Below are 13545 nucleotides of genomic sequence, written 5' to 3'. Positions count from 1 at the left end.
ACGATCGTTCAAGACCGGCGCCGCTGCCTTGCCCTACCGTCCCTGCCTCGTCGCAGGATGCAGGGACGCCGCATGGCCGGACAGGGTCTTCTCGATCAGCAGCTATGGCAGCAATTGCTGGCGCTGGTGCTGGCATCGGCCATCGTTATGGGCAGCCCGGGGCCGGCGACGATAAGCGTCACCGCGGTCGGTGCTGCGTTCGGCCTGCGCGATTCGCTCCGTTATGCCTCGGGAATCGTTGTCGGGACGGTCCTCGTGCTTTTGGTGGTGGCGACGGGCATCATGGCCGTTCTCATCGCGCTGCCGAAGCTCGCAGCGCTGTTGGCGGTCGCGTCAGCAGCCTACATCCTCTATCTGGCGTTCAAGATAGCGACGGCGCCGCCACTGGCGGCACGCATTGGTGGGGCGGCGCTTCCCACTTTCCTGGGCGGGTTCCTTCTGGCCGTTGCCAATCCGAAAGCCTATGTGGCGATTGCCGCCGTGTTTGCCGGCGCGTCTTCCGGCGCCGGCGGTCTTGCTATTTCAGCCAAGCTGGCGGTCCTCGCCTTGATGATTGTTGCCATTCATCTCTTGTGGCTTCTCGCCGGCGCGGCTTTTGCACGTTTGCTGCGCAAACCGCTGGCGTCGCGGATCATCAATCTGGTGTTTGCCGTGACGCTGGTTGCAACAGCCGCCCTGGCTGCCTTGCCGTGAGCCTTTCTGGCATCCGCGGCGGGTGTCTCAGCCTTTCAATTCAGGTTTCGCATCCAGCTCACCAAGCCGTTTCATTGCCGTCGGCGGCATCGGCGGCGGGTTCGGCGTCTGCGACGCTTCGACGAGGAGCTGGTCGCAGGCGGCCTCCGTCTCGCCGATCAGCCGTTGCATGAATTCGTCCTTGCCGAGGCCGGGCGGGATCGGTGGCAGGAAGCGCGCCTTGATCGTGCCGGGATAGCGCAGGAATTTGCGGCGCGGCCAATAGAGGCCGGCGACGTGAGCGACCGGCACCACCGGAATGCCAAGTTGCGCGTAGAGTTCGACGATGCCGTATTTGTAGACCGGTTCGTCGCCCGGCGCCCGGCGGGTGCCCTCGGGATAGATGATCAGCTGGCGCGGATTGCGCGCCAATTCCTGTTTGGTCGCGGCGATCACCGTCTTCAATGCCTTCGAGCGGCTGCCGCGGTCGACAGGAATCATCCGCATCTTCAAAATGTACCAGCCGAAGAACGGGATCCAGGTCAGCTCCCGTTTCAATATGTAAACGGGATCGTCGAGATAAGGCAGGAAAGCGATCGTGTCCCAGAAGGACTGGTGCTTCGGCGCCAGGATGAAGGAGCCGTCAGGCAGGTTTTCCTGGCCGGTGATCTCACTTCTGGTGCCGGCGATCTTGTCGTAGAGCCACATGCTGGTGCGCGACCAGAATTTCGGCACGAACCAGGCGCGATGGCGTGGCGACAGGAAATAATACGGGGTCCAGAGGATCATCTGGACGATCAAATTGAGGTAGAAGGCGAGATTGAACGCCAGCGAGCGGAAATACAGCATACAGCAAGTGCCCGGTGAGGAGGTGTGCGTTGGTTACACCAAGCGCCGGCAAAAAGGAAACGCTGCGAGGCGGGCGATCGGCCCGGCCTTGCGATGGGCCGTCTTCGTCACGTTTGCCACGCCGCCTGCAGCAGGCGCTGTCTCAGGCGCGGGGCGGCGAAGTCGAGGAATGCGCGCAGCTTCACCGGCAGTAGCCCCTGGCCGGCATGGACGAGGCTCACCGGCCATGGGTCTGGCTCAAACTCTTGCAGCACCGGGCGCAGCGTACCCGACCGAACTGCGGCGGCGATCTGGTAGGAAAGCAGCCTCGTCACGCCGACGCCGGCAATCGCCGCATCGATTGCCGCCTCAGCGGTGTTGACCCGTAACCTGGAGCGGACCGGTACGGTGAATTCGGCCTTGCCGGTGGCGAAGGTCCAACTGGCAGCGGTGAGCCCTTCAAAGGTGATTGCACTGTGCGCCGCAAGCTCCTGCGGCGTTTTCGGCGTGCCGTGCTCGGCGAGATAGGCCGGGCTCGCGCAAACGACGCGGTGGATCGAACCCAGGCGGATAGCGACCAGGCTCGAATCGGCAAGCTCGCCGATGCGGACGGCGAGGTCGATGTGCTCTTCGACCAACTGGGTTATCCGGTCGGCGAGTGTCAGCCGCACACTCACGTCGGGGTAGGCGGCGAGAAAGGCGGTGACGACCGGCAGCACATGCAGGCGGCCGAAGACGATCGGCGCAGTGACGATCAGTTCGCCGGTCGGGGCGCTGTATTCGCCGGCGGCTATTCGCTCGGCCTCGCCGACCTCGTCGAGAATGCGACGACACGCGGCGAGATAGGCATGGCCCGCATCGGTCAGCGACAGCTGCCGCGCCGTGCGGGTCAACAGCCGTGTCTTCAGATGCCGCTCCAGGTCCGAAACCTTGCGGCTGACCGTCGTCAGCGGAATGCCGAAGCGGCGCCCGGCAGCCGAGAGGCTGCCTGTCTCCGCCGCGGCAACGAAAAGCGACATGGACTGGAGGCGATCCATAGCTCTCCCGAAAATTTGCCCTCCCGAAAAACGGAAGGATAGATTGCAGATATGGCATCTGCATCTCGAAGATGGAAGGACCTATTTCCTGACTAGCAATGCAGCGCAGCTCGGCGCTTGAGGAGGCTTCCATGAACGCTCACACCAGCGATGTTGCTTTCACCCCGACGGTGAAGGCGATTCAGGCGCGCAAGGGCTCGCGCCAGGCCTATGCCCGTGTCGAGGAGCGTGGCGGCTGGCAGGCGGCAATCACGCCCGATCTCGCCGCCTTCATCGAGGCGCAGACCAGCGTCTTTCTGTCGACCGCCAATGCGGACGGGCAGCCTTACATCCAGCATCGCGGCGGGCCTGCCGGTTTCCTCAAGGTGCTCGACGAACGGACGATCGGCTTTGCCGATTTTTCCGGCAACAGGCAGTTCATCACCCAGGGCAACCTCAGCGACAACCCACAGGCTTTCCTATTCCTGATCGATTATGCGCACCGGCAGCGCATCAAGATCTGGGGCAAAGCGCAAGTCGTCGAGGGCGATGCCGAGCTGACGGCAAAGCTGATGCCGCAAGACTATAAGGCGCGACCCGAGCAGGTCATCCTGTTTACGGTTTCGGCTTGGGATTCAAATTGCTCGCAGCACATCCCGCAGCGTTTCGAAGCGGCCGACGTGGCGGCGGCGCTGGGCGAACGCGACAAGCGCATCGAACGGCTCGAACAGGAGATCGCACGCTTGCGCTCGGGTGCAGCAGCTAGGGAATAAAAGTGCCGGTGCCGTTCAGTTTCCGCCCGCGGCGTCGGCCAGCGTGACGCCGTTGGGCGATTGCTTCACCGGCATGATGCCGCGCGCCAGCGCCAGCAGGTATTTGTTATATTCGGTGAACAGCACGCGCAGCGCTTCTGGCTTGGTCAGCCAGCGGCCATTCTCGAGGTTGGTGTTGACCACCGGATAGGGTTCGAGCCTGGCGCCGTGCAGCAGCCGGCCCATTTCCAGCAGGCTGCGCGGCATGTGATAATTGTTGGTGACGAGAATGACCGTGCCGTAGGCATGGTCCTCGACCCATTTGGCACTTTCCTCGGCATTGCCGATCGTGTCGAGCGCGGCGCGGTCGATGTCGACGCAGCAGGAAAACAGCCTCTTGTCGCCGCCGGTCGCGGCCTGAAGCTGGCGGCGGCTGGCGGAGGGATGGACGCCGCTGATCAGCAGCCGCTCGCCCTTGCCTAACGAAAGCAGGCCCATCGCAGCGTCGAGGCGCGACTGGCCGCCGGTCAGCACGATGATAGCGTCGGCCCTTGCCGGATTGGCGGGCGTAGTCAGGCGGCTGACGGTATTGGCGAACCAGCCGAAGCCGGCGACAAACAGCGCCATAAAGGCGAGCAGAAGGAGAGCCGAGATGCGCAAGGAGCGGGCTGCCAGCAGCCGCCCATGTTTGGCGAACTGACCCGGCTTGGCAAATTCATCAGGCTCGGCGAATACAGGCGGGCGCGCAACCAGCACTGGCATGCATCCAGCGGTATCGGTCGAGTCCCGAACGTCCATCATGAAATGGTTAATCCCGAAATACGGCCTTTGGTAGGAAAAAAATGCAATTTTCGTGACGATGCGTTTTCATCCGTGATCGATCTTTCCTTTAGCCGGCGTCCGGCTGGCGAATGTCGATGTCGCTGAGATAGGTAACCACGGTGAAATGGGAGGTTGCCGCCGTCAGCGCGCCGATCACCAGCACCATGACAGCGACCCCGAGATAACCCGCCGAGCCGATGGCGAAATTGCCGAATAGGGCGGTCGCCTGGTCGGCCAGCGGCGTTGCCATGTTGCGTGACGACCACCAGGAGAAGACGATGAAGACCAGGATCGCCGCGGCGCCGCCTGCCGCGGCGCCCTTCATGCCGGTGACCAGAAAATGCCGGCGGAATTCGCGCGCGATGAAGCGCGCCTCGGCGCCGACAAAATGCAGCACCTCGATGATGTGGCCATTGCCGGCCATGGCGCCGCGCGTCGCGAATACCACGGTCAGCACCGTCGCCGACAGCATCAGCGCCAGCACTGCAATACCGATCGTTACCGTGGTGCGGGCCATGGCAACCAGCCGGTCGACCCAGGTGCGATGATCGTCGAGCGAGGCACTCGGCAGCTTCGGCGTGATCGCCGCGCGCAGTGCGGCGAAATCGGGCGGACTATTCTCGTCGATGGTGATGATGATCAAGCGCGGCACCGGCAGCTCATCGATGTTCAGGCCCGAGCCCAGCCAAGGCTCGAGCAGCCGGGCCGTCGCTTCGCGGTCGACGATCCGGGCGCTTTTCACGCCAGGGAATTCGCCGGCGATCTGCGAGGCCAGCGCAAGTGCGGCCTCCATGTCGAGGCCGTCGACCGGCTTGATCTGGATGGTCGCCTCGCGCGAGATCTGGTTCTCCCAGACGGAGGCGGTGTCACGCACCAGCGTGACGGCGCCAAACGTCAGGCAGGACAGAAACGTCATGATGGCGATGACCAGCACCAGCGCCCGGCCGGCGATGTTCTGCGCCGGCACGATCGGCGCCATTTTGCGCTGGACGCGGGGCTTTGCCGCCGCGGCGTCCTGACCCTCGAAATGTTCGACGGAGAGCTCAGTCATAGATGTCCAGCCTTCCGCCGGCCAGGATCATTCGCCGTGCGTCGACCTGTTCCATCAGGCCGAGGTCGTGTGTGGCGATCACCACGGCGGTGCCCAGCCGGTTGAGCTCGATGAACAGCCGCAGCAAGCGTCGTGCCAGCGGCGGGTCGACATTGCCGGTCGGCTCGTCGGCGAGCAGGATCTCGGGCTGCTCGATCAACGCCCGGGCGATGGCGGCGCGCTGCTTCTCGCCGCCAGACAGCACCGGCGGCAGCACATGCATGCGCTCGCCGAGGCCGACCCATTTCAGCAGCTCGGTGACGTCGGTGCGATAGGTCGCCTCCTCGCGGCCGCGCACGCGCAGCGGCAATGCCACGTTCTCGTAGGTGGTCATATGGTCGAGCAGGCGAAAATCCTGGAACACCACGCCGATGCGTCGTCTCAGATGCGGCAATTCGGTACGCGAGATGCGCGAGCGGTCCTTGCCGAAAATGGTGATCAGGCCGCGTGTCGGCTTCAGCGACATGAACAAAAGCCGCAGCAACGTCGTCTTGCCGGCGCCTGAAGGTCCGCTCAGGAACTGAAAGGAGCGCTCCGGAATGTGCAAGGAGATGTCGCGGAGGATCTCCGGACCCATGCCATAGCGGAGGCCGACATTTTCGAAGCGGATCACTTTCGACGACCTGAAATTCTCGGCGGCAAGATGCCAGCCCTTTCTATGGAAAGACCATCGGCCGGCATGGTTAACCGACGGTTAATTTGGGGGCTTTTCGAGCGAGTCACAGGGGTTCCGGTGGGGAAGCGTTAACCATTTCCGTTTACCCAAAAGAAACGAACAGCGAACAGGTGCGGTAGTGTTGGGCCATGATGGCTGAGGATCGAACCGCGCGCCCGGTTTCCGGCGAAATCATGACCGATCCGGCCGCCGAGCCGGAACGCATCATGCGCGACGTGACCGCCGAGGTCATCGATGCCGATTATGAGGTGCTGCCCCGCCATTTTACACGTCCAGACTTTGCGCCGCTGCCTGCGCGCATGATGTCCATGCCTTCGATCGAAGGCATGGACATGTTGCGCAAGCCCGAAACCGCCGTCGAACGCCCATTGTGGGTGCATGGTGGGCCGATCTTCTGGATTGTCGGCGTCGGTGCCGCCTTTGCCGCCTTCTGGATTTCGGGCGGCCATGCGCTGGTTCGTTAGAGCGGCGCCAGAAAATCAACAGGTCACCAGATAAACGATCAGCGACGCGCTGCGGACACCCGACCGTTCGCGGGCGTCCTGCGAAAGATTTGGCCTTGCCAGCCGGCTCGACATGCCTAGAAACAGGTTGAAGACCGTTTTCGGTCGGCTTCGCCTACAAGGCGATCATTTCTGGAAGGGCAGCCAATGCCAGTTGTGCGCGGCAAGGACATCGAAGTCCTGTTTTCGGCGTCCGCCATCGCGCGGCGGAACCTGGAACTTGCCAAGGAGATCGCCGGGCACGACTACCACGACCTTCTGGTAATCTCGGTGCTGAAGGGATCGTTCATCTTCGCCGCCGATCTTATCCGTGCCATGCACGATGTCGGCCTGTCGCCGGAGGTCGAGTTCATCTTCATCTCCAGCTATGGCGCCGGCACGACCAGCGGTGAGGTGAGGGTGCTGCGCGACATCGACAACGAGGTCGCCGGTCGCGATGTGCTTTTGATCGATGACATTCTGGAATCCGGCAAGACGCTGAGTTTCACCCGCGACCTCATGCTGTCGCGCGGCGCGAGGAGCTGTGCCATCGCCGTGCTGCTCGACAAGCGCATGCGCCGCCAGACCACGCTCAACGCCGACTATGTCGGCTTCGACTGCCCCGATTATTTCGTCGTCGGTTATGGCATGGACGTCGCCCACGCGTTTCGCGAATTGCCCTTCGTCGGCATCGTCAAGGGCGACGCTTGAGGCCTTTTGATAATTCTACTCCGGCGGCCACCTGACGCAGTTTTCTGCGCTTCCGGTGCTCTCGGACTCGAACGTCCGCTCCGCTCCGGTTCTCGAAAACCACGCTATCTGACTTGGCGGAGCGAATTCTGAAAAGGCCTCATCGACCCTTGGCGCCTTCAGGAAACATCAACTTTTCCCCGCCAAATATCCTGCCCATGGCAAAGCTCCTGATCGTCGAGGACGATGAATCCGTCCGCACTCTCGCCGCTCGCGCGCTCGAACGCGCCGGGCATAATGTCACTGTTGCCGCCGACGGCGCACATGGCCTTTCTCTGATCCGGGCGGCGCAAGGGAGCTATGACCTTGTGCTGTCCGACATCCGCATGCCGGAAATAGACGGCATCGAGATGGCCAAGGCGGCAGCAGCGCTGTTCCCGGCGATGAAGATCATGCTGATGACCGGCTATGCCGACCAGCGCGAGCGCGCCGAGGAATTGGACGGCATTATTCTCGACGTCGTGCAAAAGCCGTTCACGCTGGCTGAAATCCGCGCCCGCGTCGAACAGGCGCTCGCCTGCTTCGCCTAAAGCCCAAGGCCGACCGCCTTCAGGCAGGGTCGCAGGTCGCCGTAATGGCTGGCGCGCCGCTCAGGCGCCGGCTGGCATTGAGCGCAAACAGGCCGGCGCCGATGATGAGGGCTGCGCCCGCCGCCGTCGCTGGTCGCGGCACTTCGGCAAAGAACAGAAAACCCCATAGCGGCGACCAGATGATACCGGTGTATTCGAAGGTGGCGACGCTGTTGGCGGGCGCCAGCCGGTAGGCCTGCGACAACAGGATCATGCCGGCCGAGGCAACGAAGCCGCATGCCCCCATCTTGAGGAGATCCGGCGTCGCCGGCCAGACCCATGGCCGGACGAGGAATTCGAGACTCGGATGCACGGCGTGGTCAATGCCTGCCAGCCAAAACAATGCCGCCACAAATGCGGCGCCGATCAGATAAGCGCCGTTCTGATAGAAAGCCATGACAGTCGAGGATTCGGTGTCGCCGATCTTGCGTGCCATCAGCTGCGAGAAACCGTAGAGCAGAGCCGAACCTAGCGACAGCAGCGCTGCCCAGTCGAACAAGCCGGCGCCCGGGCGCACCATCACCAGCACGCCGAGCATGCCGACCAGGACGGTGGCGAGCGCCTGCCAGGACACGCGTTCGCCGAGATAGGGGCCGGCCAACGCCATGATGAACAGCGGCGCCATGAAATAGAGCGCCACCGCGTCAGCCAGCGGCAGGGCGGCGATTGCCAGGTAGTAGGCCGTGTAGGAGGTGAACTGGATGAAGGCGCGCATCGTCAGCATGCCGAACCGCTTCGACAGGATCGCCTGCAATCCGACATCGGCGTGGACAAGGAAAACCAGGATCGGCAGGGCGACGATCGAGCGGATCGCCATCACCTCGGTGACCGGATAGTGGCTCGACACCGCCTTGACCAGCGGGTCCTGCAGCGAAAAGACCAGCACGCCGAGACAGAGGCTGAGGATGCCGAGCACAAGCCGATTCTGCATAGGCGCTCCTGTCTCCCGCGTGCGCGGCCGAAAGCAGGCCTGCATCCGGGTAAAAAGAACCCGCCACCGTTTCGGGCAGCGGGTACGAGTGAGGACTTTTGATTGGTCCGCAGCCGATTTCCCGGCCGCATATCCAATGGGTAAGGCGACTATCGTCCGCCGTTTGACATGTTGCAAACGAATTGGAATGATGCCAGCAATCAGATTTTCTTATGGCGGGCACATGCGACCCAATCTCGACAGCGACCTGTTGCGCACCTTCGTGGCGGTCGCCGACACCGGCAATTTCACCAAAGCGGCGGAGCGGGCCGGCCGCACCCAGTCGGCGGTCTCGATGCAGATGAAGAGGCTCGAAGGCATGATCGGCGACAGCCTGTTCGAGCGCGGGTCGCGCGGTGTAGCGTTGACGCAGCGCGGCGGCGAACTCATCGCCAACGCCAGGCGCATCGTTTCACTGCTCGACGAGACGGCGGCATCGATGGTCGCGGCGCCGCTTGGCGGGCCGGTGCGCATCGGTATCCCGGAAGAATATGGCCACGCGATCCTGTCGCGGGCACTCGGCGCCTTTGCCAAGCGCCATCCTCAGGTCGACATCACGGTCCGCTACGCGCATTCCGGTGCGCAGATCGCGGCGCTCGCCGCCGGCGAGCTCGATCTGGCGGTGGTGTTCGAATGGCAGGATCTGTCAGGCGGTGAGGTGCTGATGCATGACCCGACCGTATGGGTGACGTCGGAGCTGCATCACATGCATGAGGAGCGGCCGGTGCCGATCGCGCTCTACAATCGTGCCGGTTGGTGCAAGGATTTCGCCATAAAGTCGCTGGAACAGCGCGGTCTCGCCTATCGTGTCGCCTACACCAGCGATACCAATGGCGGCCTGCGGCTCGCCGTCACCTCCGGGTTGGCGATTGCGCCGATCTCGCGCAGCAACATCCCGGCCGGCTGCCGCGAGCTTACGGCCGCCGACGGGTTCGGCGACATCGATTCCTCGAACGTGGTGCTGCGGCGCAATCCGAACGCTTCCGGCGAGGCCATCGACGGCATGGAAGAGGCGATCCGCGAGGCGTTCACCAACCGTTAAAACGTGCCGCTCAGTCCGGCGGTGGCGGCCTCCACGGACCGCACGGCGATCTTCCGAATATTGGGGGGCAGCCTTACTTCAGCTCCAGCAACCGCTCCAGATAGCTGCGCTCGATATCCGGGCTGAGTGCGTTGCCGAGCCGCTTGCGGATCGCTTCGAGGATCTGGCGGGCACGCTGCACATCGATCTCGTCAGGCACTCTCACCGAACTTCCGTCATCGGGACCCTCGCTGGTGCGGGGCCGCCCGAGCGGGTCACGGTCGGCATTCTGCTGGCGCCCGCCCTGCCCGTTGCCGCCCTGGTCGCCTTGCATCGCCTGCAATTGCTTCATCATGTCCTTGGCGCCCCTGCGCAAGGCTTCCAATGCGCGGCCCTGGTGACCGACGGCCTGGTCGCCTTCGCCCTCGCCGAGCGCCTGTTCGGCATTGCCCATGGATTTGCCGGCCTCGCCAAACCCCTCATTGGGGTCGAGGCCCATGCCTTCGAGGCTCTTCCTCAATTGATCGAGCTCGCTCTGCAGCTTGCCCTGGCCTTCCTGCAATTGCTTCAGCGCATCAGCAAATTCCTGCGGCGTCATCGGCTTCGGCCGGCCGAGCGGATCGCGGTCGTCACCCGGGCCGGGCTTGCCCTCTTCGCCCATCGGGCCTGGCTCACCGTTCTCGCCGAGCTGCTCGTCGCGGTTCTGCCCGCGCTGTTGCTGGCCGCGCTGCATCTGGTCCATACGGAAAGTGTCGTTCATCATCTCCTGCTGGCGCCGCATGATCTCGCCCAGCTTGTCCATCTGCTGGCGCATCTCGCTGTCCTGCTGGCCGCCCTGTTGCTGGCGGCCTGCCTGCAGATTGTTCATCATGTCCTGCAACTCGGACAGCAATTGCTGCGCCTGGTCGCGATTGCCGGATTTCGCCAGGTTCTCGATCTGGTCCATCATGCGGTCGATGTCGCTCTGGCGCAGTTCCTGACCGTTCTGCTGCATCTGTGGCGCATTCGGATTCTGCTGCGCCCGCGCCGCGAATTCCTGCAGGAACTGGTTCATCGCCTCGCGCAGTTCCTTCATCGCCTTCTCGATCTCTTGGTCGCTGGCGCCGTTCTTGATCGCATCCTGCAGCGCCTGCTGCGCCTGGCGCAGCCGCTTCTCGGCCGCCGACAGATTGCCTTCCTCAATGCCGAGCGCGATCTCCCAGAGGTAAGCGACCTCGTCGCGCAACTGGTCGTCGCTGTCTGCCATCTTCAGCCGGGTGCGGGCGCTCATGATGGCGAGGTAGTGCGCCATGTTGTCGAACGTGTCTTCCGGCCTGAGCGTGATTGCATCCATCAGGTCGAGCACGCGGTCCTTGGCATAGGCGTCGAGCGCCAGTATGCGGCGCTGCTCGACCACAGCCCGCGCCAACGGGTTGGAGAATGGCCGCTCCGGCATCACCAGCGTCTTGGTTTCGCTGGTCGCCGTGTGTCCGGCACCGTCGGTGGCGACAAGCGACAGCTTGACGTTGCCACCTGCCCAGACATGGTCGGTCAGGTCCTTCGTCGTCTTAGCGGCATTGGCCTTGCCGCCGCGGCGCGGCAACGTCAGCGGCATTTCCGGCGGGCCATAGAGCGGATGCGCGTTGGGCACTTGCGGATCGGCCAACGCGAAAACCGCCTTGGCGGAGGCCGCGCCATAGTCGTCGTCGATCTGGTAGTTGAGCTCGAAGGCGCCGTTGACGGCGCGCTTCGGCTCGCCGACAAAGCGGATCTGCGGCGGCTTGTCGGGAATTATGGCGAAGGCCCAGCGGCCGAGCTCGCCGTCGCTGGACTGCAGCGTCAGCGTGCCGTCGGCCGTTAACTTGCCGCTGAACTGGCGCACGGTGGAAGGCGTTGCCGGACTTGCCTCAGTCTTGGCGGCTTGCGGCCCGGTCGGATCGATGGCGCGGGTGTTGCCGCCGGTGTCGGCGTAGCTCAGCGTTTCCTCGCCCGAACCGCCGGTGACGCGCAGCGACACATCGCTGCCCTCCGGAATCGTGAAGGTCGGCGGCGCTTGAGTGGCGTTGTTGGCCAGGACCGGGGCGTTCAGGAATACCGGCGGCCTGCCGGTATAGGCCGGCGGCGTCACCCAGGCATCAATGCGCGGCGGCACGACGTCGCGGGCGGCACGGGCAACAAAACCGTCGCTCAGCCTGCCGCCCGATGGCCCGAAGGAGAAGGCAAAGGCAGTGACCAACAAAAGCGCGGCAACGGCACGCAGCGCCCACGGGTCGCGTTCCGGCACGCGTGTGCGCGGCACGTCGCCGCCAAGCTCGCCCAGCCGGTCCGCCATGCGCCGCTGATGCTCGCGCCACAGGGCTTGCGAAAAAATGCTTTCCTTGCCGCTCGGGCGATCGGTCTGGACCTGCACCGGGCTGTGCAGCAAACGGTTGGCCGCCTCGATGCGGCGGTCGACCTCGGCCCTGGATGGCGTGCGGAAGAAACGCAGTGGATAGAGTGCGGCAAGCGCTGCGACGCCGAATGCCGTGATAAGACCGATCCGCGCCAGATCGGGCAAAAATGGGAACAGGCCGAGCCACGAAATGCTGAGGAACAGGCTGGCGACGATGATCAGTGGCAGCAGCAATGGCCAGCCGCGTTCGACGATTATCGAGACCTGCGTCCCCAGCCGGCTCAAGGCAAGGCGCCTGGCCAGACTGCGATCGCTGGTGAAAATGGGTCGTTGTGTCATCGGCCCTTCCTGGCCGGGCGGGATAGCCCAGGCCTCACGAGTCTATCGCATGGGCCCGAAAAGTCGATTTTCGGGAAGCACGATGCGAAGACCTAAAATCCTAGCGCGTACTTCGTGCGTCCAAGCGGATGCACATCGCCCTAAGGATACCAACAAACACGGCGAAGGCGAGGCGGTTCCCCAAAACGTGAACAATAATGCCCCGGATATTGTCAGAATTTCGCCGGATTGGCGTTTGCGCCGCAGACCAGTACGGCAACGCGCTCGCCTGCAGCCGGTGCGTAGCGGCCGGACAGGAGCGCCGCGAAGGCGGCCGCACCGCCCGGCTCGGAGATGATTCGCACGCGGTCCCACAGCGCCGCCTGGGCGGCGATAATGTCGTCGTCGCCGACCAGGATCGAGCGCTCGACGAATGCCTCGGCGATAGGATACATCATTTCGCCGACACGCTTTGGCGCGAGCGAATCGGCGGCGATGCCCTCAGCCGGCGCGTCGACGGGTCGGCCCGCCTCGAAGGCGCGATGAAGCGTCGGCGCACCCTCCGGCTCGACCGCGATTATCCTGATGCGGCCGGAAAACCAGGCAGCGATGCCGCCGATCAGCCCGCCGCCGCCGACGGCGACCAGCAGGGTGTCGAGCTTCGGCAGGTCGGCCTCGATCTCGAGGCCGAGCGTGCCTTGCCCGACCAGCGTCTCCTCCTGGTTGAAGGCGTGGATCTGCAGCGCGCCGGATTTTTCGGCGAAGCTCTCGCTGGCGGCCAGCGCCTCGGCATAACGGGCGCCGCCGACGATCAGCTCGGCGCCGTAGCCGCGGATGCGGTCCAGCTTGGCCTGCGGGCTCACTTCGGGAACAAAGATGGTCGCCTTGTGGCCGAGCCGCATGGCGGCATAGGCGACGGCGGCGCCGTGATTGCCGCCCGACGCGGCGACGACGCCGGCCGCAGGAACCGGCCGTTCGAGGAGATTGGTGAACGCACCACGTACCTTGAACGAGCCGGAATGCTGCAAGCACTCAAGCTTCAGGTCGACGGGCAGAGGCGGGCGGCCGAAATCGGCCATGTCGACGCGCAGCACCGGCGTGTGGCGCACGAAGGGCCGGATGCGGGGTTCTATCGCCGCAATGCGCTCGCGTGTGATCGTGTGGCCGTGCAGCATGCTTTCACTCCCAGAGTTGACATTACTTAGTAA

The 13545-nt window shown here is 64.0% G+C and carries 14 protein-coding genes; 6 read left to right on the top strand and 8 right to left on the bottom strand.

From position 1 onward, the window contains the following. The first annotated feature begins 72 nt into the window (after positions 1 to 72). A complete protein-coding gene (locus NKI59_RS08885) occupies positions 73 to 693 on the top strand; it encodes a LysE family transporter (protein ID WP_352577228.1) in 621 nt (206 codons plus the stop codon). 27 nt (positions 694 to 720) lie between these two features. On the opposite strand, the gene NKI59_RS08880 is transcribed toward NKI59_RS08885, so the two are convergent. After that, on the bottom strand, positions 721 to 1521 hold the full coding sequence (locus NKI59_RS08880) for a lysophospholipid acyltransferase family protein (protein ID WP_352703649.1): 801 nt from the start codon (positions 1519 to 1521) through the stop codon (positions 721 to 723). Positions 1522 to 1628: 107 nt separating this feature from the next. Continuing rightward, entirely contained in the window at positions 1629 to 2537 is a 909-nt protein-coding gene (locus NKI59_RS08875; RefSeq protein ID WP_352703646.1) for a LysR family transcriptional regulator, read from the bottom strand. A gap of 131 nt (positions 2538 to 2668) precedes the next feature. Between NKI59_RS08875 and NKI59_RS08870 the strand changes: the two genes are divergently transcribed. Then, on the top strand, positions 2669 to 3289 hold the full coding sequence (locus tag NKI59_RS08870; RefSeq protein ID WP_352570568.1) for a pyridoxamine 5'-phosphate oxidase family protein: 621 nt from the start codon (positions 2669 to 2671) through the stop codon (positions 3287 to 3289). A gap of 15 nt (positions 3290 to 3304) precedes the next feature. On the opposite strand, the gene NKI59_RS08865 is transcribed toward NKI59_RS08870, so the two are convergent. The 3 genes from NKI59_RS08865 to ftsE form a co-directional block, all read right to left on the bottom strand. Continuing rightward, the gene (locus NKI59_RS08865; protein ID WP_352703644.1) at positions 3305 to 4069 is read right to left on the bottom strand and encodes a YdcF family protein; all 765 of its coding nucleotides are present in this window, start codon (positions 4067 to 4069) and stop codon (positions 3305 to 3307) included. 88 nt (positions 4070 to 4157) lie between these two features. After that, on the bottom strand, positions 4158 to 5141 hold the full coding sequence (locus tag NKI59_RS08860) for a cell division protein FtsX (RefSeq protein WP_352646673.1): 984 nt from the start codon (positions 5139 to 5141) through the stop codon (positions 4158 to 4160). Continuing rightward, positions 5134 to 5793, bottom strand: a complete 660-nt coding sequence (gene ftsE, locus NKI59_RS08855) for a cell division ATP-binding protein FtsE (RefSeq protein ID WP_023677923.1) — start codon at positions 5791 to 5793, stop codon at positions 5134 to 5136. The genes NKI59_RS08860 and ftsE overlap by 8 nt, the downstream gene beginning before the upstream one ends. 236 nt (positions 5794 to 6029) lie before the next feature. Between ftsE and NKI59_RS08850 the strand changes: the two genes are divergently transcribed. The 3 genes from NKI59_RS08850 (at position 6030) to NKI59_RS08840 (ending at position 7618) form a co-directional block, all read left to right on the top strand. Then, positions 6030 to 6320: a hypothetical protein gene (locus tag NKI59_RS08850; RefSeq protein WP_352646671.1), complete on the top strand. Its 291-nt coding sequence runs from the start codon at positions 6030 to 6032 to the stop codon at positions 6318 to 6320. 186 nt (positions 6321 to 6506) lie between these two features. Next, positions 6507 to 7049, top strand: a complete 543-nt coding sequence (gene hpt, locus NKI59_RS08845; RefSeq protein WP_254816654.1) for a hypoxanthine phosphoribosyltransferase — start codon at positions 6507 to 6509, stop codon at positions 7047 to 7049. A 197-nt stretch (positions 7050 to 7246) separates the two neighbouring features. Beyond that, entirely contained in the window at positions 7247 to 7618 is a 372-nt protein-coding gene (locus NKI59_RS08840; protein WP_023677925.1) for a response regulator, read from the top strand. A gap of 19 nt (positions 7619 to 7637) precedes the next feature. Here NKI59_RS08840 and NKI59_RS08835 read toward each other — a convergent pair whose 3' ends face one another. Beyond that, positions 7638 to 8588, bottom strand: coding sequence for a DMT family transporter (locus NKI59_RS08835; protein WP_352703642.1), 951 nt, complete (start codon positions 8586 to 8588; stop codon positions 7638 to 7640). Between the two features lie 223 nt (positions 8589 to 8811). On the opposite strand from NKI59_RS08835, the gene NKI59_RS08830 reads away from it, so the two are divergent. Then, positions 8812 to 9669 (top strand): LysR substrate-binding domain-containing protein, encoded by an 858-nt coding sequence (locus NKI59_RS08830; protein ID WP_023677927.1) that lies wholly within the window; start codon positions 8812 to 8814, stop codon positions 9667 to 9669. Positions 9670 to 9742: 73 nt separating this feature from the next. On the opposite strand, the gene NKI59_RS08825 is transcribed toward NKI59_RS08830, so the two are convergent. Further along, positions 9743 to 12358 (bottom strand): TIGR02302 family protein, encoded by a 2616-nt coding sequence (locus NKI59_RS08825; RefSeq protein ID WP_352703640.1) that lies wholly within the window; start codon positions 12356 to 12358, stop codon positions 9743 to 9745. A 212-nt stretch (positions 12359 to 12570) separates the two neighbouring features. Continuing rightward, positions 12571 to 13512, bottom strand: a complete 942-nt coding sequence (locus NKI59_RS08820; protein WP_352502689.1) for a threonine/serine dehydratase — start codon at positions 13510 to 13512, stop codon at positions 12571 to 12573. Positions 13513 to 13545 lie beyond the last annotated feature (33 nt).

It is taken from the genome of Mesorhizobium sp. M0598, from assembly GCF_040320865.1.
GTDB lineage: Bacteria > Pseudomonadota > Alphaproteobacteria > Rhizobiales > Rhizobiaceae > Mesorhizobium.
This window is presented reverse-complemented; position numbering and strand designations above follow the sequence as displayed.